The sequence below is a fragment of the Dehalobacter sp. genome, from assembly GCA_023667845.1.
Lineage (GTDB): Bacteria > Bacillota > Desulfitobacteriia > Desulfitobacteriales > Syntrophobotulaceae > Dehalobacter.
On the sequence record JAMPIU010000144.1, the window covers coordinates 75696 to 99731 of the forward strand.

At 37.1% G+C, this 24036-nt stretch carries 24 protein-coding genes and 1 pseudogene; 23 read left to right on the top strand and 2 right to left on the bottom strand.

Annotated features, from left to right (window positions below; all coding sequences use genetic code 11):
* Window positions 1-483: 483 nt before the first annotated feature.
* From NC238_13385 to NC238_13445, 13 genes are all read left to right on the top strand, one after another.
* Window positions 484-1068 (top strand): toll/interleukin-1 receptor domain-containing protein, encoded by a 585-nt coding sequence (locus NC238_13385; protein MCM1566901.1) that lies wholly within the window; start codon window positions 484-486, stop codon window positions 1066-1068.
* Between the two features lie 3 nt (window positions 1069-1071).
* Window positions 1072-1488 (top strand): hypothetical protein, encoded by a 417-nt coding sequence (locus NC238_13390; protein ID MCM1566902.1) that lies wholly within the window; start codon window positions 1072-1074, stop codon window positions 1486-1488.
* Window positions 1488-1988 carry a TIR domain-containing protein gene (locus NC238_13395; protein MCM1566903.1) on the top strand — a complete coding sequence of 167 codons (501 nt, stop codon included), beginning with the start codon at window positions 1488-1490 and terminating at the stop codon, window positions 1986-1988. The genes NC238_13390 and NC238_13395 overlap by 1 nt, the downstream gene beginning before the upstream one ends.
* Before the next feature lie 307 nt (window positions 1989-2295).
* On the top strand, window positions 2296-4203 hold the full coding sequence (locus NC238_13400; protein MCM1566904.1) for an AIPR family protein: 1908 nt from the start codon (window positions 2296-2298) through the stop codon (window positions 4201-4203).
* 302 nt (window positions 4204-4505) lie between these two features.
* Window positions 4506-5213, top strand: a complete 708-nt coding sequence (locus NC238_13405) for a hypothetical protein (GenBank protein MCM1566905.1) — start codon at window positions 4506-4508, stop codon at window positions 5211-5213.
* A gap of 207 nt (window positions 5214-5420) precedes the next feature.
* Complete coding sequence (locus NC238_13410) at window positions 5421-6524, top strand: TIR domain-containing protein (protein MCM1566906.1); 1104 nt, start codon at window positions 5421-5423, stop codon at window positions 6522-6524.
* Window positions 6525-6658: 134 nt separating this feature from the next.
* A complete protein-coding gene (locus NC238_13415; GenBank protein ID MCM1566907.1) occupies window positions 6659-7378 on the top strand; it encodes a DUF169 domain-containing protein in 720 nt (239 codons plus the stop codon).
* Window positions 7379-7404: 26 nt separating this feature from the next.
* A complete protein-coding gene (locus NC238_13420; GenBank protein MCM1566908.1) occupies window positions 7405-7743 on the top strand; it encodes a hypothetical protein in 339 nt (112 codons plus the stop codon).
* 519 nt (window positions 7744-8262) lie between these two features.
* A complete protein-coding gene (locus tag NC238_13425; GenBank protein MCM1566909.1) occupies window positions 8263-8547 on the top strand; it encodes a dehalogenase in 285 nt (94 codons plus the stop codon).
* Window positions 8548-8572: 25 nt separating this feature from the next.
* Window positions 8573-9892, top strand: a complete 1320-nt coding sequence (locus NC238_13430) for a reductive dehalogenase (GenBank protein ID MCM1566910.1) — start codon at window positions 8573-8575, stop codon at window positions 9890-9892.
* A 100-nt stretch (window positions 9893-9992) separates the two neighbouring features.
* Entirely contained in the window at window positions 9993-11180 is a 1188-nt protein-coding gene (locus NC238_13435) for a cation:proton antiporter (protein ID MCM1566911.1), read from the top strand.
* Between the two features lie 43 nt (window positions 11181-11223).
* On the top strand, window positions 11224-12528 hold the full coding sequence (locus tag NC238_13440; protein MCM1566912.1) for a reductive dehalogenase: 1305 nt from the start codon (window positions 11224-11226) through the stop codon (window positions 12526-12528).
* Window positions 12529-12568: 40 nt separating this feature from the next.
* Window positions 12569-12847 (top strand): dehalogenase, encoded by a 279-nt coding sequence (locus tag NC238_13445; protein MCM1566913.1) that lies wholly within the window; start codon window positions 12569-12571, stop codon window positions 12845-12847.
* Between the two features lie 86 nt (window positions 12848-12933).
* On the opposite strand, the gene NC238_13450 is transcribed toward NC238_13445, so the two are convergent.
* Window positions 12934-14541: a helix-turn-helix domain-containing protein gene (locus NC238_13450; GenBank protein MCM1566914.1), complete on the bottom strand. Its 1608-nt coding sequence runs from the start codon at window positions 14539-14541 to the stop codon at window positions 12934-12936.
* A 269-nt stretch (window positions 14542-14810) separates the two neighbouring features.
* Between NC238_13450 and NC238_13455 the strand changes: the two genes are divergently transcribed.
* Window positions 14811-15038, top strand: a complete 228-nt coding sequence (locus NC238_13455; GenBank protein ID MCM1566915.1) for a hypothetical protein — start codon at window positions 14811-14813, stop codon at window positions 15036-15038.
* A 41-nt stretch (window positions 15039-15079) separates the two neighbouring features.
* On the opposite strand, the pseudogene NC238_13460 reads toward NC238_13455, so the two are convergent.
* Window positions 15080-15171, bottom strand: a pseudogene (locus NC238_13460) (response regulator).
* 128 nt (window positions 15172-15299) lie between these two features.
* Between NC238_13460 and NC238_13465 the strand changes: the two are divergent.
* From NC238_13465 to cas2, 9 genes are all read left to right on the top strand, one after another.
* Window positions 15300-15512, top strand: coding sequence for a helix-turn-helix domain-containing protein (locus NC238_13465; GenBank protein ID MCM1566916.1), 213 nt, complete (start codon window positions 15300-15302; stop codon window positions 15510-15512).
* A 354-nt stretch (window positions 15513-15866) separates the two neighbouring features.
* Window positions 15867-16040 (top strand): DUF3320 domain-containing protein, encoded by a 174-nt coding sequence (locus NC238_13470; protein MCM1566917.1) that lies wholly within the window; start codon window positions 15867-15869, stop codon window positions 16038-16040.
* 31 nt (window positions 16041-16071) lie between these two features.
* Window positions 16072-18306, top strand: coding sequence for a CRISPR-associated helicase Cas3' (cas3, locus tag NC238_13475; GenBank protein MCM1566918.1), 2235 nt, complete (start codon window positions 16072-16074; stop codon window positions 18304-18306).
* Between the two features lie 124 nt (window positions 18307-18430).
* Window positions 18431-19087, top strand: coding sequence for a type I-C CRISPR-associated protein Cas5c (gene cas5c / locus NC238_13480; GenBank protein MCM1566919.1), 657 nt, complete (start codon window positions 18431-18433; stop codon window positions 19085-19087).
* Window positions 19084-20868 (top strand): type I-C CRISPR-associated protein Cas8c/Csd1, encoded by a 1785-nt coding sequence (gene cas8c / locus NC238_13485; GenBank protein ID MCM1566920.1) that lies wholly within the window; start codon window positions 19084-19086, stop codon window positions 20866-20868. The genes cas5c and cas8c overlap by 4 nt, the downstream gene beginning before the upstream one ends.
* Before the next feature lie 2 nt (window positions 20869-20870).
* The gene (gene cas7c, locus NC238_13490) at window positions 20871-21752 is read left to right on the top strand and encodes a type I-C CRISPR-associated protein Cas7/Csd2 (GenBank protein ID MCM1566921.1); all 882 of its coding nucleotides are present in this window, start codon (window positions 20871-20873) and stop codon (window positions 21750-21752) included.
* Window positions 21749-22420, top strand: coding sequence for a CRISPR-associated protein Cas4 (gene cas4, locus NC238_13495; GenBank protein ID MCM1566922.1), 672 nt, complete (start codon window positions 21749-21751; stop codon window positions 22418-22420). The genes cas7c and cas4 overlap by 4 nt, the downstream gene beginning before the upstream one ends.
* Window positions 22417-23448: a type I-C CRISPR-associated endonuclease Cas1c gene (gene cas1c / locus NC238_13500; GenBank protein MCM1566923.1), complete on the top strand. Its 1032-nt coding sequence runs from the start codon at window positions 22417-22419 to the stop codon at window positions 23446-23448. The genes cas4 and cas1c overlap by 4 nt, the downstream gene beginning before the upstream one ends.
* 8 nt (window positions 23449-23456) lie before the next feature.
* On the top strand, window positions 23457-23747 hold the full coding sequence (cas2, locus tag NC238_13505; GenBank protein ID MCM1566924.1) for a CRISPR-associated endonuclease Cas2: 291 nt from the start codon (window positions 23457-23459) through the stop codon (window positions 23745-23747).
* Window positions 23748-24036 lie beyond the last annotated feature (289 nt).

The following is a 24036-nucleotide window of genomic DNA, read 5'->3' on the forward strand; positions in this document are numbered from 1 at the left end:
ACATATTTTAATTTTTTAGAAGGATAGCAGTGAATTTTCACGAATATCAAATTAAAAAGTAACCGGATTGATTCTTTCCCAGATCCATCAGGTTATAGCTGCGGAAGCCCCGATCAGTAGGCAAGCGAGGGCATAAAAATACCAGATTAAGCACATTCTAACGAACCAGATCAGTTTATCGAAGAAAGACTTGATGAAAGAAGTTTATAAGCTGTTTGGATTTATTGGGGGGGGCTGAATGGAGGAACTAATTTCAAATATAGTAAGTATTTCCGAACCTAGTTCGGAAATACCACTAAAAGAGAGGTATATACAAACTTAGTTTGGGAATACCGTAGTTATATAACATGGAAGGCAATCCGCCCACATCGTGTGGCGGAAAAAAATTCACTGAAATTATTTGAATTATGTTATAATATGGGTATTATGGTTATATTTCACTGACTAAATGAGAAATAAAGCTAAGTTTGGAGAGTGATATTCTTGCCACTATTTACAGAAGATGAAGTCCGAAGTAGAGCTCAAGTCGAAGTAAAAAAAAGTTTTACGGGGAGCGCAAGAGAGATAGTATTAGCTGAGTCAAAAAAGTTTAGTAAGTCTGTTTCTTATGATATTTTTTTGTCTCATAGTATTCGAGATGCAGAACTAATATTAGGAATAAAAGCTATCTTTGAGGATTTGGGTTATAAGGTTTATATTGATTGGATTGATGATCCGCAATTAGATAGAAGTAATGTAAATAAAGATACAGCTTCAAAATTAAGAGAAAGAATGACTGCTTCAAAATCTCTTTTCTATGTAACGACAGATAATGCTACTAATTCAAAGTGGATGCCGTGGGAATGTGGATACTTTGATGGTTTAAAGGAAAAAGTCGCTATATTGCCTGTTAAGAAGACAATCTCTTATGAATTTAATGGCCAGGAGTATTTAAATTTATATCCTCATTGTAGGAAGAGTAGATCGACTTCTGGCAAGGATGTAATTTTTATATATAAGGATAACAATCGATATACATTATATGATTATTGGGTTAAAACACCTAATGATAAGTTGGAGTGGAAGTAAAATATGGAAATAAAAGTAGCTCATTTGAATATGATACAAGGTGTTATAAACAGAATGGCAAATAATTCATTTATGCTAAAAGGTTGGAGTGTCGTTCTTGTTTCTGCACTATTTGCATTAGCAGCCAAAGACGCGGAAATATTATTCGTGTATCTTGCTTATTTACCGACAATAGTATTTTGGGGATTGGACGGATATTTTTTACGACAGGAGCGTTTATTTAGAAAGCTCTATGATAATGTAAGGATATTACCCGAGAATGAAATAAATTTTTCTATGAATACTTCTTCTTTAGAAAAGAATGTGGATAGCTGGATATCAGTAGTTTTTTCAAAAACGATATGGCCATTTTATACTGTTTTATTGTTTTCTATTATTGCTGTTACATTTATAAGTATTATTTTGGGAGGTAAAAACTAATGGCTAGGAGATGTTTTTACAGCTTTCATTACAAGCCTGATAACTGGAGAGTAGCAAAGATAAGGAATATTGGAGTTATTGAGGGCAATAGACCTGCATCAGATAATGATTGGGAGACAATTGTTGGAGGCGGTGATGCAAAGATTGAGAAATGGATTTCTGAACAAATGCAGGGGCGTACTTGTACAATCGTACTTATTGGAACAAATACTGCTAATAGAAAGTGGATAAATCACGAGATAGTAAAGTCTTGGGATAAGGGTATGGGAGTTTTTGGAATATACATTCATAATATTGAGAATAGTGCTTGTGAACAATGTAATAAAGGTAATAATCCTTTTGATTATATTACTCATGGACCTACAAAGAAAAAACTTTCAACAATTGTTAAGACTTATAACCCTCCACAAATAACAAGTTCAGGCGTGTATAATTATATAGCAACAAATATTGAAGATTGGATTGAAGAAGCCATAGATATTAGAAATAGGAATGTTTAGTTGTTTTATTTAAGGGGCCGATATCGTGTCGGCCTCCTAGTTATGGGGCCTCCCACGTTACATAACAGTGAATTCCCAAAATCGGAGAGAATATGTACGTAATAACCAGACTTCGGGAATTCACGAAACGTTATCGGAAAGATGAGGCGAGGCCACCGCGTCCTGCGGTGTGGATTAAACTTAGTTAATTATTAGCTTGTAACAATTCCGCAAGCTATGTTTATAAAAATTTTGTATATTTATGTAAAATAAAAAAGGAGTTTTACATCATATCACAGAATAATCATGTCGGGAGTGATGTGAATAAATGGATATTAAAACACTTGGGGTTAAAAGTAAGTATGAGACATTAGTCAATATTCTTGATAAGCTACGATTAGAGGCTCCTGTAGAATTTAAGCGATATCATCCTATTGAAAGTGATATTGAAAAAGTTAATCAGGCAAGAGCAAGGACTTTTATTCATCTCTATTTAAAAGTCAAATTTGGAATGTTAGATTTTAAAGATAGGGAAAAGTATATAACTGATGATCCTTATGATGGTGGTATTGATGCATATTATATTGATGATGAGAGGAAAAATATTTATTTCATTCAGTCAAAGTTTAGAACTAATGAGAATAACTTTGAAACAAAAGAAATCTCATTAGCCGAAATACTTAATATGGAAATAGATAGAATTTTAGCAGGAGAACTTATTGACGAATATAGCAACGAATACAATAGCAAAGTCAAAGGAATGATCGATAGAATCAAAAGTATTGAAGACATTGCTAGGTATAATTACCAGGTCGTTCTATTAGCAAACATAAAAGGCGTTAATGACATTACTCTTAAAAAACTTACAGCTGGGTTTCCTTGCAAGGTATTTGACTTTAATAAGTGTTATGATAACTTAGTGTTTCCTGTTGTTTCTGGAACATATTATAATGAGGCCGATTTATTTATTAATTTAAACTTAGCCAATAAAGAATTTAGCCAATCCAGAATAAGTTACCCAGTTGAAACAAGTTATAGTAATTGTGAGATTACAATTTTGTTCGTCCCTACTTTAGAAATCGCAAAAACATTATATAAGTATAAGAATTCGATATTAAAACATAATCCTAGAAGTTATTTGGATTTATCATATAATCAAGTCAATAGAGAAATAGCACGGACTATTAGGGATAAGTCAACTAATGAATTTTCTTTGTTTAATAATGGTATTACCATACTTTCTGACGAAACTAGTTTGAATGAACGAATTGGGCAAAAAGGTAAAGGGCAACTACATATAAAAAACCCACAGATAATAAATGGAGGACAAACTGCTTACACATTAAGTAAAGTTTACGAGGAAAGCCTTAAAGCAGGATCAACAGATCAGATTTTTTTAAATAAAGAAGTTATGCTAAAAATTATTACTTTTACAGGTAATGAAGAATTAACTAAAGATAAAATAAAGAGCAAAGAAGATATTCTGAAACTAATTGAGGAAATATCAAAAGCAACAAATCAGCAGACAGCTGTAAACGATTCGGATAGAATCTCTAATGATAAAATTCAAATGGAACTACAAAAATATATTTTTGAGAATTTTGGTTATTTTTATGAGAGAAAAAAAGGTGAGTTTTATGACGGATTACAAAATAGATATATAGACAAGTCTAAAATCATTGATAGAGAAGCATTTTTAAGAGCTTGTTATTCAATCGCAGAATTACCATCACCAGCTAGAAGAAACAGCCAGAAGGACTTATTTAAAAAAGATATATTAAATAAAGTTCTGCAGAGTAGATCATTTGAAGAAATGTTTTTCGCTTACTCAATATTTAAAAAGCTTGATCAAATTCAAAAAGTATATAACAGACAGCCGAATAATAAATTTGGGGTGGTAAATTATGGTTATGCATTAAGATATGGCAAATTAGCTGTTATTACTGTTGCTTATTTATTATTGCCTGTAAAAGTCACTCCTTTTAATATTGAAGAATTGGTAGAAGAATTAGCCAGTCATGTACTGGATATGTGGATTGGTTTTGAAGATTATGTAAAAGAGCAGCCTCATAACAAAGATTACTTTATTAGAATGGAGGACATAGCTACTGGAGATATTACATTAGAGGTAAACTTCGATGGTTATTATAAAGGGCGAACATTGATTAACGATATTCGAAGTTATTTCTCAGCTAATTTAGTTAATAAAGAAATTGCGGCAACTATTCAAGACTAGCAAATCAATTTTGGGTATACAATTCTTTTGACAAAAGTTGTATACCTTTTTCATAGTTTACCCTGAAAAGATCAAGTTAAAAAAAACAGTAAGGGTGCGACGTCCTGTCGCACTCTGACTTAGGGGGGCCTCATCCATCCGATAACAGCGTGTTTTCGACACTTTGTAAATATGAATGCAGTTGGAACGCGTCGCAAACACGCGAACCGTTATATAAAATCGCGCGCACGGACCGCCACATCGTGTGGCGGGATAATTTTCAGGAAAATATTTGTAGATTGATTAATAAGGAGTAGTATTTTATGGAACTAAGCCCGCTTAAAGTCCAAATTCTGCTTTCGCTTTCTAAAGAAATATATCTTAATGGCTCTAAAGATTTTATTGTTAATGCGCTAGCAAAAAACGGTATATTTAATTTTAAAGAGATTGATGACAATATTAAGGAATTGGTTGATATCGGTCATATAGGAGAACAAATAAACGATTTTTATGTTCTCAAGTTCACAGGTATTAGATATCTTATTGACCATAATTTGACTGACAATATTGATATTTTAATTAAGCTTATGCAGATCCATCAAGAGTTTACAAACATATCGAATAAGCTACAGGGTTCTTTAAGCGAAGCCGAAATTAGAGTTCAAACACTTACTGCTAAAAATATACAGATGGAATATAGATTAAATAATCAAGTAGAAGAAATGCAGTCTATGAAAACAAAATATATTGAGATATTTGGTGTGTTTATAGCAATATTTTCAATTTTTGGTTTAAATATCAGCTTTATAAAAGAAATATCACAAGCGACCCAATTATTTAATTTGTTTTCCTCTTTATTGATTGTTAATGGAACAATGATTTTATCAATAATGATATTGTTATTAGCTATAAAGTCTTTAATATTAAATGAATATATAAAGATTAAGAAGTTAATCTTTTTTACGTTTACTCCAACAATAATATTGATTATTGGCATAATTATGAGTGTTTTTAAGAGCTTTTTTTATTAAGTAAAGTACTTGAGGGGTATTAAAGGAGCCGACGTCCACGTCCTGTCGGCCTCTGGATATGGGGGGCGCGCAACTTTACATAACAGGCAGTTCCCAAAACTTATAATATATGAATGTAGTATGACGCTTCGGGAACTGCCAAGACCGTTAGATGAAATGGCTCATGTGGATATTTTAGTATGCTGAATAATTATTTGGAGGTTTCTTATGATAGAGAGAAACCCTATTGTATTTATTAGTTATTGCCAAGAAAGTATTGAATTTTCAGATATGGTTCTAGAATTTTCAAATAAATTACGAAGTGAAGGAATAGATACAATACTTGACCAATATGTTGAGTCTCCCAAAGAAGGCTGGCCAAGATGGATGGAGAACTCTATCGAAGCTTCAAATTTTGTCATTCTAGTTTGTACTAAAGAATATTTTAATCGGATAATGGGCAAGACCAGTACTGGAGTTGGTAAGGGGGTTAAATGGGAAGGCAATATTATATATCAGCATTTATATAATAATGAGGCTTTAAATGAAAAATTTATTCCTGTTGTATTTAATGAAAATGATATTAACTTTATTCCGATGCCACTTCAAGGTGTTACACATTATGATGTGTCTAAACCATTTAGATATGACAAATTGTATTGGAGATTAAGAGGTGTAGATATTAAGGATAAACCTAAGCTTGGTAAACTTAGATCTTTACCAGAAAAAGAGCGTAAATCTTTATATGTTACATCACCAATTGATGTGCCTACGTGGGATAAGGCGACCTGGAGAGGAGCTGCATTTTTATTAGATCCATCTGGGAAAAAAATACCGTTATTTTTACTGCCTTATAAAAATGAAAAATACGCAATAAAAATTTTTAAAGATTGGATAGCTTTGTATGGGCACGAAGATATAAATAATGAAATTAGAGTAGCCATTGTAGAAGGAGAAATTCCGGGCGAAGAAACAGGATATACTATTCATATATCTGCAAACCTAGATAGAGTTGCAAAAAGAATGGATAAAATGGGAATGGATTTTGATAAAAGTTTAATAATGACTATTTCAAGAATTCAGAGGGCAAATCCAACTGACAATTTTGCTATGTTTAATATGTTTAAAGCTCAGTACTTTAAACATAAAGAGTACATTTTGATGCCAAGCATTGTAGATGAGAAAAACGGCAGAATTAAACCATTATTTGAATATGGAATAATAAAGAAAGAGCTAGCATTTAGAAACGTTAAAGATATTAACGAAAATGATATTGATTACCCCGCAGTTGCAAAGAACAAACCCTGGAAAAAATATACTGGTAATCCTTAAAAGCGCGCCACATCACCTAACACCACATTTCCTCCACTTAGAGGATGATGAATGTGGTTGGGACGCGGCGGAAATGCAAAACGTTCTATGACATGCTGAGAATCAGAAAAAATAATAAAATTAGGAGTGTTATGATGAAAAGTAAAATTGCTGATTCAATAAAGTTAAAAACTCAGCCAGTTGCAGTATTCCGTTCAAATGTTAAACCCGAGGGTGCCATGCAGTTTCAAGAAGGGAAACGGGGTTGTGTTATTTCCATGTTAAATGCTGCAGCTAAAGGACGAGTGGCGGTATTTGAAGATAAGACTACGAATTGTCCGGGTGGTAAAGTTGGACTTGGCTTCAATCGTTTTCAATTAGGTTTTATTGAACATTTCTTGTCAACGGGTGTCCCCGGTGGTAGAGAAGGAGAATTTTATAAGAAGAACCCGGAGTTAGCAGCGAAATTCGCAACTGGGTTACCTGAAGTTGTACCCGCAAAGTATATAATTTTTAAACCGTTATCGGAATTGACTGAAGATGAAACACCAGAAATTATTATATTCCTAGCCAATGCAGATCAACTTTCAGCACTGATGTGGTTCGCCAATTACGATAAATCAACTCAAGACAACGTTGAAATTGACTTTGGTTCTGGCTGTCAGCAGTCTGTACTATATGCACTAGAGCAAGCTGAGAAGGAGGATCCAAAGTGTATTATCGGACTAACGGACCCTTCCGCACGAAATTATATTGACAAAGACATTCTTTCATTCAGCATTCCATATAAACGCTTTTTAGAGTTAGAAGAGCAAGTTGAAGAGAGTTTTCTAACCAAAGAAACATGGCTCAAGATTAAGTCAAGGATAGAATAGATTCTCTCAGGTTAGGAGGGACGTGAATGAAGATTTTAGCTAGTTACTCAGAAAGTAATCTTCTTCAAAAGGTTGGTATTATTTTTGGATTACTTGGTTCGATTCTAGGTATTACTTTGTGGGTAATTCTTCTCTTCTTCAATCCATATTCCAGGGAACAGCAAGTATCATACATATACATATTGACTCAGATTTTTCCGGGAGTAGTGGGATTAGTTTCAGCGATTCTTAAGAAGGTATGGCTTATGGTTATAGTTTTTATTATCTTACTCCCTTTAGGTTTTTATATGGCTTTAACTCCCGGTGTTTTCAAATATTTTGGATTGGTTTTGGTTTTCTATTGGTTTTCTATTTGTTTTCAATAGTACTTCTTGTAATTGGTAACAAGATGAAGAATAAAGTAGTACCCCAGTCGACAGATGACAATAATCAAGCCATAGAATAAAAGAAGTAGGATGGAAGGGCTTTGTTTTGATTTTTTATCGGATGACATCAGTCCTAACAAGGAAAGAATATTAAGCGAAAAACGAAAGTTAAGCAAAGATTAAGATCATAACCTTGAAAACAAAATATTTCCTATCAAGTAGACAGCAGAAAAACAAAAATCTCTGACACCGATTATTTAATTGTAGTTGGTGTCTTTTTTTATTTAAGATTCTCAAAATTCTTAGTTATTAAAAAAATATATATAGTGCTTGATGCACTAAAATAAACGAAAATTACTAACATCGCGCATATATCTTAAATTGATATTTTATGATTAAATTATCGATGAAAAAGTTAAATTTAGCTTACAGTCTTGATAAATACAAAAAAGTGTTTTTAAAAGCAACGCGCACGAAGTGTGATGGATTTCAGGATAACAAAGCAAAGGAGGTGAGCAAATGGCTGGAGTGATTTACTCGTTTTTTGTAGGGGCCTTATCTATTTTAATAGAAATTGGAGTTAATAGTCTTACATCTGTTAACGGAATGATTTTGTCCTGGTACGGCTGGGTGCTGATTTATTTCATTTATGCCAGTATAGTTATGGGAATTTCCTTCGTTTATATTAATGCCGTTGGAAAGCATAAAGTTGCAACGAGGAGAGGTGCAATACTTCTCTTTGCGGGATCTGCAGCTGGTGTTTTAGTACTTTTGCTGTTTTGGCATTACTGTATGTATCCTTAAAAATTAATGATGATGGAGGGAAATCATGGGGACTTATAACGATAAAGAAAAAGAATCAGTCTACAAAGACTTTAAACAGACCAGAGATAAATATGCCCAGTTTGGAGATACCATTGCGAATGCCGCCGGTATGACGGTTGCCTTTAACAAAGCCGCTTTTTCCAGAGTAGGGAAAACCACGACGATTCTTGGAGGGGGAAATTACGGCATCCCAGTCAAACATCTCGATTATTCCCCAAATTATTTGGGATCAACGAAAATTTTTGGTCCTATCCCTAGAAAAAGCGCAGAAGATACAGGCTTTAACAGGGCGGGTAGAGGAGAATACGGCCCTGAGGTTGCTGAAGGTTTGAAGAAGATCCCAGAAAGGCATCCTTTGGTAAAATCTCTTTTCAATATGTCACATGTCATTGGCGGTGAAAACGTCGTAGATGGACCTGTAAGAGCGGAGCCTCTTCCTATTCTTGATCCGAAATCCATGACACAACATATTAAAGATCTGGCTAAATTTCTCAAGGCGGATGAGGTCGGAGTAGGATTGATGCCCGAGTATGCGTATTGGACACATACTGTACCTCATGCTGTCGAAGTAGCCCGTGGCTTGAGAAAGCCCGACGAAAAAATCCCGGTAACGACAAACCATAAATATGTTATAGGTATTATTATCGATCAAAATTTAGATACGATTCTCTCTTCGACAGGAATGGATGGGATCAGCTCCAGCCAGAGCTATTACGCGTATTTCACATCCGGTGTTATAGCGACTTCAATTGCATCTTATATCAGAAACATGGGGTACTCAGCCAGGGCCCATCACTGCGGGAATTACCAAATGATTTTAGCACCCGCTCTCGTTTCCGCGGGGTTAGGCGAAATGTCGCGAACTGGTGAAAGTATTGTGCACCCGAGGCTTGGATTCCGATTTAAGGCGGCTGCTGTAACGACAGATATGCCTTTGGAACCCGATGGACCTATTTCTTTCGGAGCAAGGGAATTTTGCGTAACATGTAAAAAATGTGCAGATTTGTGTCCATCAGGCGCAATTAGTCATAACGATTGTCCGTCACGGTTTAATAACTATGAAAAATGGCCCACAGATATTAAAAAATGCACGTCTTTCCGAATATGCAATACTAAAGGAGCCATGTGCGGAGTATGTATGAAATCGTGTCCCTGGAACAATAAAGAGGATAGCTGGTTCCATACCGCGGGTATTTACGCTGCTTCCAAATCTAAGCTTGCAGCAAAATTATTGAAGAATATCGATGATTTCTTCGGATATGGTACCGAAGTTATACAAGAAAACCGCTGGTGGCTTCAGTGGCCGGAACTATTTAAAAAGTAGTTTTCGTACGCTAGGCGATCGATGTTGTCTAGCGTCTCTTTTTATCTCATCGTAATGATCGTATCAACGGCAGAAGTATGTTTGAAAAGGAGCAAGACCTATGGCCGAAGGAATATCTTATTATCCGCTCTTAATCATTGCAGTCATTGCTCTCATTATTCCACTCATCGTCAAAAAGATTAAATATATTTCTATCCCGATAGTCGTCGGGGAAATTATCGCAGGAATTATTATTGGGAAAAGCGGTTTTGACTTAATTCAAGGGAGCGAATGGCTAAACCTGCTCTATAATCTAGGATTTGCATTTCTCATGTTTATGGCTGGGTTGGAAATTGATTTTGAGATGATCAGATCAATGGCAAGGACAAAGAATGTAAAATGGCACCAACACCCCTTTCTTATCGCCTTATTACTATTTGCAACAACTTTTATTCTCTCGTTATTCGTATCGATTGGGCTTAAAGCCATTGGGTTAATACCCGATATCGTTATCTTCACGATTATTTTGTCCAGTACATCGGTTGGCGTTGTGGTTCCAATTCTAAAAGAACGTGATATGTTGACCACGCAATATGGGCAAAGCGTTTTACTGGCCGCATTATTATCGGATTTATTTACGATGTTGCTATTGTCGTCCTATATCACCTTCAAAAGCGCAAATTCCATGAAAGATATTGCTTCTATCTTGTTATTCATACCCATCATTATCATTATCTGGAAGTTGGGTAAGGTTATTTCAAAATTACCGATTATTGAACAACTGGCCCATAAAAATTCTCAGATAAAAATCCGAGCATCGTTTGCACTCCTTATTTTATTTATTATCATTGCACAGCTTTTAAAGACTGAAGCTATTCTTGGCGCTTTCTTGGTGGGGGTTATTATTTCCTTAGTAAGTGATCGGAAAACAAGTCAGATCTTTCATAAGCTGGACGCAATAGCCTATGGTATATTCATACCGATTTTCTTTATCATGGTTGGGGTTAATTTTAGCATTAAAGATATTATCAATAATGTAAGTTCGCTCTTACTGTTGCCAATTTTAGTTCTTGCTGTTTACGCGGTTACCTTATCTCCGGTATTCTTCCTAAAAATCAATTATTCGTGGAAAAGATCAATCGCTGCAACGACTCTTCTATCAACAAGATTGAGTTTAATTATCGCGACAGGCGCAGTGGCCCTAAAACTTGGAATTATTAGCAGTAGTTTAAACGGAACGATTATTTTACTAGCCATTGTAACTTGTACCTTATCTCCGCCTATTTTTAATTGGTTGACGAAAGACTAATTGAAAATCATTAATAATCAAATTATATACGAGGTGAAAAGAAATGAATGAAGAAAACCAAAAAAGACAAGATCAACAGGAGATTCATAAAAGCAGAACTGCACCCAATACGGCAGATAAAACCTTAAAGCCGTCGGTTACGAACGTAAGATATAGTAAAGCCGCCCTTCAGAAATCCAATAAAAAAACAGTTCTCAAGGCCGGAGACCACGGAGCTGTCTTCGTCAAACGGTATGAGTATAACCCTGAAAATGCGACACAATTGGGTTCAACAAAAATTGTTGGGCCCATTGAAAGGATCAGTGAAACGGAAACAGGGTTTGCCAAAGCTGCCCGTGGTATTTATGGCGACCAGGTTTTAGCTTCACTCATCAAACTTGGTGGAAAGCACCCTCTGATGAGCGCGCTATTCACAATGTCTCATGGCATTGGTACACTTGAATTTGTGGAGGGGCCGGTAAGAGAGGACAAACTTCCTTTGCCGCCGCAGGATTTGCTGGCTAACCATATTAAAGATCTGGGTATGTTTCTTGGAGCCTCGGAGGTCGGGGTTGGGTTAATGCCGCCTCACGCCTTCTACTCCGAGAAAGGTCCGGCGGTAGGCCACGGTCCCTATAATGTTTCGCAAACAACCCCGATAACAACGACTCATAAATATGCTATTGGGATCATCGTGGACCAGAGCCTGCCCACAGTATTGAGTTCAACGGGCTTTGACGGAATTAGCTCATCCCAAAGTTATATGGCTTATATGAATTCGGGTGTTATTGCATGCTCCATTGCCGCTTATATTCGTAATCTTGGCTATTCAGCAAGAGCGCATCATTGTGGAAATTATCAGGTGGTAGTTCCACCGGTATTGGTAGCGTGCGGTCTTGGTGAAATGACCCGCACCGGTGAGTGTGTTGCTCATCCCCGCCTGGGTTACCGTTTCAAGGCAGCCGTTGTTACGACGGACATGCCTATGGAACCCGATAAACCCATATCCTTTGGTGCCCGGGAATTCTGTGCCACGTGTAAAAAATGTGCGGATGAATGCCCTTCGGGAGCTATCAGTCATGATGATAACCCTATTATTCATAATGGCTATGAAAAATGGAATACCAACGTCCAAAGATGCACGACATTCCGGATTTCTAATAAGAATGGCACGATGTGCGGCCGCTGTATGAAAGTTTGTCCATGGAACAATAAGGAAGAAAGTTGGTTTCACTCGATGGGAGTAGCCGCGGCTTCCAAGTCGCAATTAGCTTCAAGACTATTAAAAAATATTGATGATTTCTTTGGTTACGGTACCGAAGTCATAGAAGAAAATAAGTGGTGGCTGGAATGGCCGGAACTATTTTAATTTTTAGATCTCTAGATTACAAAGCAAAGGAGGTGAGCGTATGGTCGGAATGATTTACTCTTTTTTTGTCGGGGCCTTATCTGTTTTAATTGAAATCGGAGTTAATAGTCTCACTTCTGCCAGCGGAAAGGTTATGACTTGGTACGGCTGGGTGCTGGTTTATTTCATTTATGCCTGTATCGTAATGGGAACGTCCTTCGTATACATTAATGCTGTGGGAAAGCACAAGGTTGCAAGGGAAAGAGGGGCAATGCTTCTCTTTGCGGGATCTGTAGTTGGTTGTTTAAGCCTCTGGGCGGTATGGCATTCCTGGATGTAGCCTAAAGAATTAATGATAATAGAAATTAATCATGTACATCGTTCAAAGCGCTAGACAAGCAATGTTGTCTAGCGCTTTTGTTTATTTTAGTCGTTATTTAGATTCAACTTGTTTAGGTAGTCTAAAACTTTAAAAGAAAACTGCAGGTGAAGTAAAAAATTGCTGTCATCTAGATCCGCTTCCATGATTTCTTGTATTTTTTCAATACGAAGGCTCATTGTGTTACGGTGAATATGTAAAATGTTTGCGGTTTCAATTAGTTTCTTTGAATTTTCTATAAAAGTATAGAGTGTTTGGGTGAAATTAGTTTTATTTTTCTGGTCGTAATCTATAAGGGTTAGGAGGGATGGATGACATAAATCTTTTAAGTCAGTGTAAGATGAGCATAACTCAATAACATGATATATTAAATATTTTTCATATTCAAAGAAATATTTTTCTTGAGAAGATTTAACGCCGATATCCATTGCTGTAAGTGATTGCTGGTAAAATTCATAGGTTTCACTGAGGTCTTGAAAAGTGCGACTTAACCCTGCATGTAGTTTATTTTCACTAAGGAACTGCAACATATACTCAAAATCAATTTCGTGAAAGGGAGTATCAATACTCCTGCTAATAAGGATCACGACGTTATCCTCATAAATGATCGGTTTGCTAAAACTAATCAGACTTTCCACCATATCTCTAATGTATGAAAGGGGAATATTCGCAAGGTCAAATTGAGCGGGTTTTATTGTGAGAACACATAAGTTTTTTTTAAAATTACAATCTAAATACATTAATCTTTCATCGATTACTTTTGAGTCCTTTATCTTTTTACTAAGCAAGTCAGCTAAAAAATATTCGTACATAATGCCTTTTGAGTTAATCAGGAATTTGTTTTTCTGCATCTCAGAGGAAATGACTTTGCATAAAAGTGAAAGAAGATCGATATCTTCATCCTTAATCGGTTGTAATACTTCCATTATTACAACTCTGCCGACAGCTTTTCCTTTAATATTAATACTTGAAAGTACTTGGGGAACAGAGGTTTCTGATAGTAAAGGAAATACTGAATAATTGCTATTGGAATGGCCATCCTTAATTTTTTCCTTAGGTAAGAACAATACGGGAAGTTTGCTGTTGTTAACTTCTTCCAAAGCTTTTTTGTGTTTCATCAAAGAAACAGTCTCGTAAGAAAAAAAACCTTTTGTTGTCAGTTCAATCCAAATAGGATCATTAACCGTAATATTTTTTGTGTAAGCAAGCAGCTTAAAACTTTTATCTAATACCATCATCGGGTTTCCTATTAATCTAAATGCCATATCGATAATATGTTGTATCCCCTGCCCCTGAGCGAGAGAATCTAGTAAAATTTCAGAATCAAGGGAGTGTTTGGTTTTATTATTGAAAATATCCTGTATCGTATTAAAAACTGCATTAAAATTTATTTCTCCCTCAATTTTCAATAGGTTAAAGGGTGGATTCTTTTCGAAGTAATCTGGTAAAGCCTCATCTGTTATCAAAATAAGATGAGTTCCACCATTTTTTGCAAAAGTTTCAAGGTTAGCGTTAGTACCCATATACAGAACATCGGATTCAAAGGTCTGCTTTCCAGTTTCTATGAGTTTCAAGGTTCGGATCGCAGATAGCCCATTGGCGGATGTATAGAGTTTTGGATTAAACGCATTTAATTTCTCCAGAAGTGTAGTCATGTAGATATCCAGCGAATATACCCCCCCAAGTATAAAAGTCATATACTTTTCAGTTGGAACGAGCCTTATTGGTAATCTTCTTCATAGTATAGTACAAACTGCGAAGTATTTCATCTTATAGTCTTTAATGCATTTTACGTAATGATTAACCCATCTCTAAAGCCAAAGTAAAAGTTCTTTATAAACTCCCTGTTCCCATGGTTTTTATAAAGGCTTTATAGCAGTTCATGGCTTACCTCTGATACGTCAGAGAATCTAATACAATCATTATGGAAATTCGTTTTACTTATGTCAAGAGAGCGGGGTATGCAGATAGCGCCCTCCCTGGCGCAGCCGTGCTCCGCATCCATGCTCCGCTTACGCTGGAACTGTGGCACACAGACCCAGCTATGAAGGTATTCAAGGAACTGACTTATGAGATGGATCTGTTGGCTAAGATTGATCCGCGGGTGCATGCCGGGTATAAAAAACAAGTGAATGATTTTTATTCAGAGTGATGAAAGAGAGAATGGGGAATTATGGAATGGACATTAAGGGTAAATAAAACCCCCTTCTCTTTTTCATATAAATGAATGCCTCCAATAACTGGCGACACAACGGCCTGTCATCGTAAATGCCGATAGTAAGCAATACTCATCTCCTCCACATATTCCACCACAATCACATCGGTGGCCTTCGTTGAATAATTTAGGACAAATAGTAGTCCAATATGTCAATAGGACTTATCGTCCTAAGATATACTTGCTTTGGTGATGATAATGCGCTTAAAAATACGTGATGTTCGTGAAGATCATGATCTAACCCAACAACAAATTGCAGAATACCTGATGTGTGATCAATCTTTATACTCCAAATATGAGCGAGGGGAGCGTGATGTTCCACTGAACATCATGATTAAACTTGCACAGTTTTATAAAACCAGCGTTGACTATCTGGTCGGGCTTACAGAAAATAAACAACTTTATCGCTGAGTTGATAAAGTTAAACAGAGTGATAATATTTGAAGATTGATTACAAAGAATTAGGTGAACGGATTGCAAAAAAAGAAAACAATCATTCTATTCCCAGCTTTGGTTGATCATTTCATAACGTGGGTAGTTGATGAAAAACTATAGTTTTAAAAAAGTGCGAACAGCACTTTTTTTAGTATATTAGAAAGTATGAATCCTTTCTGATATATAAGTAGCCTTTTCCAGCAAAGGGTTACTTTGTTATTATTAGAATTAATTTCCACAACTCTAATTATTTGGGAGGATAGCTGCGAAATTTAGCGAATATCAAATTAAAAAGTAACCGGATTGATTCTTTCCCAGACCGGAGAGGTCATGGCGGCCACGGAAGCCCTGATCGCCAAAAACCTGTTAGGCAAGCTGGTCTTAAACGCCTGGGGCATTGCGCGGATGGGAGCCAGACTGGAAAGAAGGCTGGATAAAATTCTTGTTGTTTGGGTTCGCCAGGAGGAGTGCTGGGATGGAAGAGGTTATTCGGGCTGGGGTTAAGATGGGATAAAGCGGGGATATGTGACGGTTGATGATGGGGGTAGGGTTGTGGAGACCCAAAATAGTTCCAGATGGAGAGAGGAATGCGATATCGATCATGCATATAGCTCATATTAGAGAAAATGATTCGGAAACCCAAAGTATAAAAGAGCATTTGGAAAATACCGCTCATAAAGCAAAGAAATTTGCTGATAGCTTTAATAATGGAGACTATGCCTATATATGCGGAATGTTACATGATATCGGAAAGTACTCAACAGAATTTCAAAATAAAGTAATCAATAATTCTAACGACAGGGTAGATCATTCTACCGCTGGGGCAATTGAAATCAATGAAACGATTGATTCAATGGGTAAATTGTTAGCCTATTGTATTGCCGGTCATCATGGCGGACTTCCTGATGGCGGGAATAAAAGTGATACCCCGCTGGAAGTGACCTTAAACGGGCGGTTAAAAAGAGCAAATCAACTTCATGATTACGCATATTTCAAAAAAGAGATCAATATTGATGATTTTTTGCCTGGAAAGCTTCCCATTATAAAACCCTTAAATAAAGGCGGATTCTCACTGTCCTTTTTCATCAGAATGATCTATTCATGCTTGGTAGATTCCGATTTTCTAGATACAGAAGAATTTATGAATATGGGTAAAGTTGATAGAAGTGTTCATTATGATTACCAATTATTTAATGAGAAACTGAATCTTTATATCAGTAATTTTAAAAATATTGAACGGGAGATCAATAAAAAAAGAGCCGAAATTTTAAATGATTGCATCGAAAAAGCAAAGCGTGAAAAAGGTCTGTATACGCTCACTGTTCCAACTGGCGGGGGTAAAACAATTTCCTCCCTGGCGTTTGCCATTAACCATGTACTTGAGCATGGTATGGAGAGAATTATTTATGTGATTCCGTATACAAGCATCATAGAACAAACCGGAAAAATTTTTAAAGATATATTTGGGCAGGAAAATGTCTTGGAACATCATTCCAATTTTGATTTTAAGGATGATGAAGATTTAATTTTGTATAAATTGAAATTATCATCGGAGAATTGGGATATCCCGATTGTGGTAACGACGAATGTTCAATTCTTTGAATCCCTGTTTGCAAATAAGTCTTCAAAATGCAGAAAACTTCATAATATCGCCAACAGCGTCATTATTTTTGATGAAGCCCAAATGATACCCACGCAATTTCTTACGCCCTGTCTTATGGCTATTTCAGAATTAGTCAGGAGTTATCAATCAACCTGTGTATTATGCAGTGCTACCCAACCATCACTGAAGGACAGATTCCCCAAAGAAATAACAGTCAATGAAATATGTGAAAATACGGATTCGTTATACGAATTTTTCAGACGCACCAAAATTATCAATAGAGGGAAAATGGAAGCAGTACAAATTGCAGCGGGGTTAAACAGCTCCAATCAGGCTTTATGCATCGTTAACAGCAAAAAAAACGCCATAGAAATATATTCAAAACTAAGTGGGGAGGGGGTATTTCATTTATCAACAAGAATGTGTCCCAAACATCGGAGCGAAGTATTGGATGAAATAAAGCAAAGATTAAAAGATGGGCTGCCTTGTAAAGTTGTTTCTACCCAACTAATTGAGGCTGGAGTTGATGTGGATTTCCCTTTGGTTTATCGATCAATGGCTGGAATTGATTCCATTGTGCAAGCTGCGGGGAGATGTAACAGGGAGAATAAATTCGAAGTCGGTATCGTCAACGTTTTTGAGCCGGAAAGCATTTTTACTAAAAATATGCCAAGTTCAATAAAACGACCGATTGAAGTAAGTAAAACAATTATGACGCGATTTGAAGATATCCTTTCTCCTCAAGCCATCGAGACATATTTTAAAGAATTATATGACTTCGAAGGGGAGAAGGGACTGGATGTAAATAATATTTTTGAGGAAATGGAAAATGGAGCGGCAGGTTGTAATTTTAATTTCAACTTCAAACAAGTTGCTAGTCAATTTAAATTGATTGATGATAATACGGTACCGATCATCATTGGATTTGATGAGAAGGCAGAAGGATTAATTAATAAGCTTCGTTATATAAACGAATATAAGGCCATCTTAAGAGCGATACAACCCTATTCAGTCAATGTTTATGAAAATGAGTTTGAGAAAATGAACGGAGCCGGTATGGTAGAAGTTATCAATGAGGGAATCTATGTTTTGAGGGATATCAATATGTACAATGAAAAAACGGGACTTGAATTTACCGTAGAATCCGGTGTAGCGATTTTTGTATAAAACATCGAGCAGCCAAGGATGTACCATTGGCTGCTCGACATAATCTCTTCGATTAACAACTAGAATAAATTTCAATCCACGCACCTAGGTTGGGTGCGACAATAAGAATAAAGGAGTGATGGAAATGGGGTATGGAGTTAGCTTGGAGACGTGGGGGGATTATGCGCTTTTCACGCGCCCGGAGATGAAAGTGGAGAGGGTCAGCTATGACGTCATAACGCCGTCTGCAGCACGGGGCATTATAGAGTCTATTTACTGGAAACCCGCAATTATCTGGCGTATAGACAAGATACATGTCTACAATCCGATTGAATTTACTAATATTAGAAGAAATGAAGTTAGTTCTAAAATATCGGCAAGATCCGTTGATTCGGTTATGAACGGCGGCGCTAAACTCCTCTACATAAATACGAATGAAGATAGACAGCAGAGAGCGTCAATAATTCTTAAAAATGTACGTTATATCATAGAAGCACACTTTGAGCTAACAGACAAAGCCGGAGAAACGGATACAATCGAAAAACATTATAATATTGCGCTTAGGAGGATGAGAAAAGGCCAATGTTATCATAATCCTTGCTTTGGCTGCAGAGAATTTCCGGCAAATTTTAGATTGATTGAGGATGACGTGCCCAAATCCGGCTTGATAGGAGAAACAGACCTTGGGTATATGCTCTATGATATGGATTTTACGGATTTGGAAGATATTAAATCAATGTTTTTTAGAGCAGTTATGCGTGACGGTATTATTGATTTATCAGCTTGTGAGGTGGTCAAATGATTTTACAGTCTTTAGTCAAGTATTATGAGATATTGGCAAATGATAAGGATAACAACATACCCAAATTAGGCTACAGCAAAGCGAATGTATCCTATGCCGTTAATTTATCATTAGAAGGTGAATTATTAAATATCATTCCTCTCAAGATAGGTGCTCAGCGGGGTAAAAAAATTGTAGAAGTTCCGCAAAGTATGGAAGTACCGGATTTAGGAGGAAAAACTAGTGGTGTAAAGTCAAATTTCCTATGGGGAAATTCAAATTATTTCTTTGGTATAGATAATAAAGGAAAGATTAAAAGATCAAAAGAATGTTTCGAAGCTTTTAAACAATTGCATACAAGATTTCTACAAGATATTAATAACGCAACGGCTAAAGCAGTTGTTAAGTTCGTGAGTAATTGGAATATTGATAAAGCAATGGAGCATCCTGCATTAAAAGATTATTTAGATGAAATATTAACTGGTGCAAACTTTGTGTTTAAGCTTAATGGTGGTGAATTTGTTCACCAGAACAAAGAAATTAGACAAGCTTGGGAAAGATACAAGAGTAACGTAGATAATCTAAATGTTATGCAGTGCCTTGTAACAGGCAAAGAGAGTTCTATTGTAAAAGTACATCCAAAAATAAGCGGCGTTCGAGGTGCACTATCCGTAGGAGGTTCTCTGGTTTCTTTTAATGAACGCGCCTATGAGTCTTACGGCCGTGAAAAAGAGCAGGGTTTAAATGCACCGGTAAGTGAATATGCAACCTTTGCCTATACCACAGTTTTGAATTTCCTCTTAGCAGATAGTTCTCATAAACTAAATTTAGGCGATGCAACCATTATTTTTTGGGCAGAAAGTCCAAAGAAAATTTATCCGGATCTTATGTCCTTATATATAAATGGCGGGGAAGTAAGTAATGGAGAGAATTCAGTTCATGATGAACTAGCGGCAAGGGAAATTAAATCTATTTTTGAAAAAATAACACAAGGGAAACCCATTGGCGAATTGTCGGATGTTTTTGATGAAAAAACAAACTTCCATATCCTTGCAATATCTCCAAATGCAGCGAGATTAGCGGTCAGATTTTATATTTCTAACTCTTTTGGGGAATTCGTGAAAAAAATAGGAAAACATTACGAAGATTTAAGAATAGAGAAACAATATCCTACAGATCCGGATACCTTTTCGGTATGGAGATTGTTAAACGAAACGGTATCTCCGACGTCTAAGGATAAAGCAGCTACGCCGTTAATGGCGGGTGCTGCACTCAAGGCGATTATTACCGATACGCCATATCCTGCAGGACTCTATAATGCCATCATGCTAAGAATTAAAGCGGAAAAAGATATCAGTTATTATAAAGTGTCAATAATCAAAGCGTATTTATCAAGAAACACGAAAAAATTCGAGGAGGTATTAACGATGGCCCTGAATGAGCAAAGTGAAAACAGCGCGTATATCTTAGGAAGATTATTTGCAGTTTTAGAAAAGGCACAGCAAGATGCCAATCCAGGAATCAATACAACGATTAAAGACCGGTATTTTACATCAGCTTGTGCTACACCGGCGTCAGTTTTTCCGGTGTTGTTAAGATTATCGCAACACCATATTTCCAAAGCAGACTACGGATATGCTAGTGATAAAAGAATAGCCGATATTTTAGACAAACTGGCTATGGAGAAGAATCCATTTCCAGCAAATTTATCGTTAGAAGAACAAGGCGTGTTCATTTTAGGCTACTACCATCAAAAAAATGCACTCTATCAGAAAAATAATAAAAAAAGTGAGGAGAAATAATGATGAGCGAGGCAATTAAGAACAGGTATGAATTTGTAATTTTATTTGAAGTTGAGAATGGAAACCCTAACGGGGACCCTGATGCCGGTAATATGCCCAGAATTGATGCGGAGACAGGCTATGGCATTGTTACGGATGTATGCTTAAAAAGAAAAATCAGAAATTATGTTGAAACAGTGAAAGGGAACAGCAAGGGTTACAAAATATATATCAAAGATGGTATTCCCTTAAACACCAGTGATAAGTCAGCCTATGAATATTTGGGCATCAAAGAGGAAGAAGCACAAAAGAGCAAGGGTGAAAAGGATAGTCAGATTCGGGATTTTATGTGTGCGAACTTCTTTGATATCAGAACATTTGGAGCCGTTATGACGACTTTTGTAAAAGCAAAGCTTAACTGTGGACAAGTCAGGGGACCTGTGCAAATTGGATTTGCCAGAAGTATTGACCCCATTGTTCAGCAAGAAATTACCATAACCAGGGTTGCGATAACGACAGAAGAAGATTTTAAGAGAAAAGAAACGGAAATGGGGAGAAAACACATCGTACCCTACGCTCTCTATCGGGCGGAAGGCTACATTTCCGCCAACTTAGCGAAAAATGTAACCGGATTTTCTGAGGAGGATTTACAACTTTTATGGGAAGCTATCATTAATATGTTTGAACATGATCACTCTGCAGCAAGAGGAAAAATGAATGTCAGAGAGTTAATTGTATTTAAACATGAAAGTGAATTTGGGAATACCCAAGCATATAAGCTATTCGATACAGTAATGATTAAGCGTAAAGATGAAACAAAACCGGCGAGAATATATTCTGATTATGATATCAGTGTTGATGAGGAAAAAATTCCGAAAGAAGTACAGTGCATCAGAATGATATGAGTAAGGAATATAAGGAAGAAGATTTCCTGTTGTTGTCCGGCATCCAGCACTTTTCCTTTTGCAAACGCCAGTGGGCCTTGATTCACATCGAACAGCAATGGCAGGAAAACCTGCGGACCGTCGAGGGTGGAATCCTGCATGAAAAAACCCACGATAACACCATCAAAGAAAAACGCGGGGATTTAATTATTTCCCGGGGTATGGGAATTTTTTCGCGTATCCTGGGAACAACCGGAACGTGTGATGTGGTTGAACTGTACAGGGATCCCGGCGGCGTCAATATCTTCGGCCGGGAAGGAACATTTAAACCGGTCCCTGTAGAGTATAAGCGCGGAAAACCCAAAGAAAACGAAGCCGATGTGCTGCAACTATGCGCCCAGGCCATGTGTCTGGAGGAAATGCTCTTATGCAAAATTCCGGAAGCGTTTTTGTTCTACGGTGAAACAAAGCGCCGGCTCAAAGTTATTCTTGATGAGGATTTACGCGGGCGGGTGAAAACGATGTTTCAAGAAATGCATGAATACTATGATCGGAGATATACCCCGAAAGTCAAGCCGAATAAAGGCTGCAAGTCCTGTTCCCTTATGGAGATCTGTATGCCGAGGTTATGTAAAAATCCCTCCGTTCAGCATTACATCCGGAAAAACCTCCTGGAGGTGACAGAATGAGAAAACTGCTCAATACGATCTATGTCACTTCTCCCAACACGTATTTATCACTGGATGGAGAAAATATTGTCATTTTAAAAGAAGATCAAGAAGTATCCAGAATCCCGCTCCATAATCTTGAAGGAATTGTGGCTTTCGGTTATACCGGCGCCAGTCCGGCTTTAATGGGCGCCTGCGCTAAACGCAATATTGCCTTAAGCTTTATGAAACCAAGCGGTAAATTCCTGGCCAGAGTGGTGGGGGAGGTTCGGGGCAATGTGACGCTCAGAAAGGCGCAGTACAGGCTTGCCGACAACAAGGAGCAAAGTATACAGATTGCCAAAAACTTTATTCTGGGAAAGATTTATAATGCCCGTTGGGTGATTGAACGCGCTACCCGGGACTACGCGATTCGCCTGGATGTCGATCAGTTAAAAAAGGTTTCTAAAGTTCTTGCTAATTCTCTGCAATTCGTGGATCAATGTGAGGATTTAGAACAACTCCGGGGTTTTGAGGGGGAAGCCGCCTCTCAGTATTTCAGCGTATTGGACGAGTTAATTCTCCAACAAAAAGAATCTTTCTATTTCAATTGCCGGAATAAACGCCCGCCTCTGGACAATGTCAATGCCATGCTGTCGTTTGTCTATACGCTTTTAGCTCACGATGTCGCCGCAGCCCTGGAAACGGTCGGGCTTGACCCTTATGTCGGATTTTTACATCGGGACAGGCCGGGAAGAATTTCACTTGCGCTGGATCTGATGGAGGAGATGCGTGCGGTTTATGCCGATCGGTTTGTTATTTCTTTAATCAACAAAAGAGAAGTCAAGGCGGAAGGTTTTACGCAAAAGGAAAATGGTGCGGTGATCATGGATGATGACACAAGAAAAATCATCTTGAAAGCTTGGCAGAGTAGGAAGCAGGAGATCATTACACATCCATTTTTACAAGAAAAATTAGAATGGGGACTTGTGCCCTATGCGCAGGCCATGCTGCTGGCCAGATTTATTCGCGGCGATTTGGACGGATATCCGCCGTTTATGTGGAAGTAGGTGAAAAAATGTTGGTGCTGATAACCTATGATGTCAATACGGAAACAGCACTTGGGAGAAAACGTTTGCGCCAAGTTGCCAAGCAATGTGTAAATTACGGGCAACGTGTTCAGAACTCAGTGTTTGAGTGTGTACTGGATGCTGCTAAATGCCGAGAAGTGCAGCATAAACTGGAGCAAATCATCGATAAAGAAAAAGATAGCTTGCGGTTTTATTATTTAGGAAATAATTATAAAAGCAAAATTATTCACATCGGTACCAAGGAATCGTTTGACGTTGAAGACACAATTATCATTTAGTGCGAATGTTTAGCGAACATGAAATTGCTGGAACTTTCGCACCGTAATATGGGGCAAAACTCACGTTTAAAATTAAAGAATCGATAAGGAGTAATCTGATTTTTTAATTTTAAAGGTATATAACAAACAAAATTGTTGTCAATTAATCGTTTTTGGGGTTGTTTTTGCTGTCGCACCCAACATGGGTGCGTGGATTGAAATAAGTAGAACAATTTAATATTCTTGACTCGTCGAGTCGCACCCAACATGGGTGCGTGGATTGAAATTGTTAATCAGTCTGATATATCAG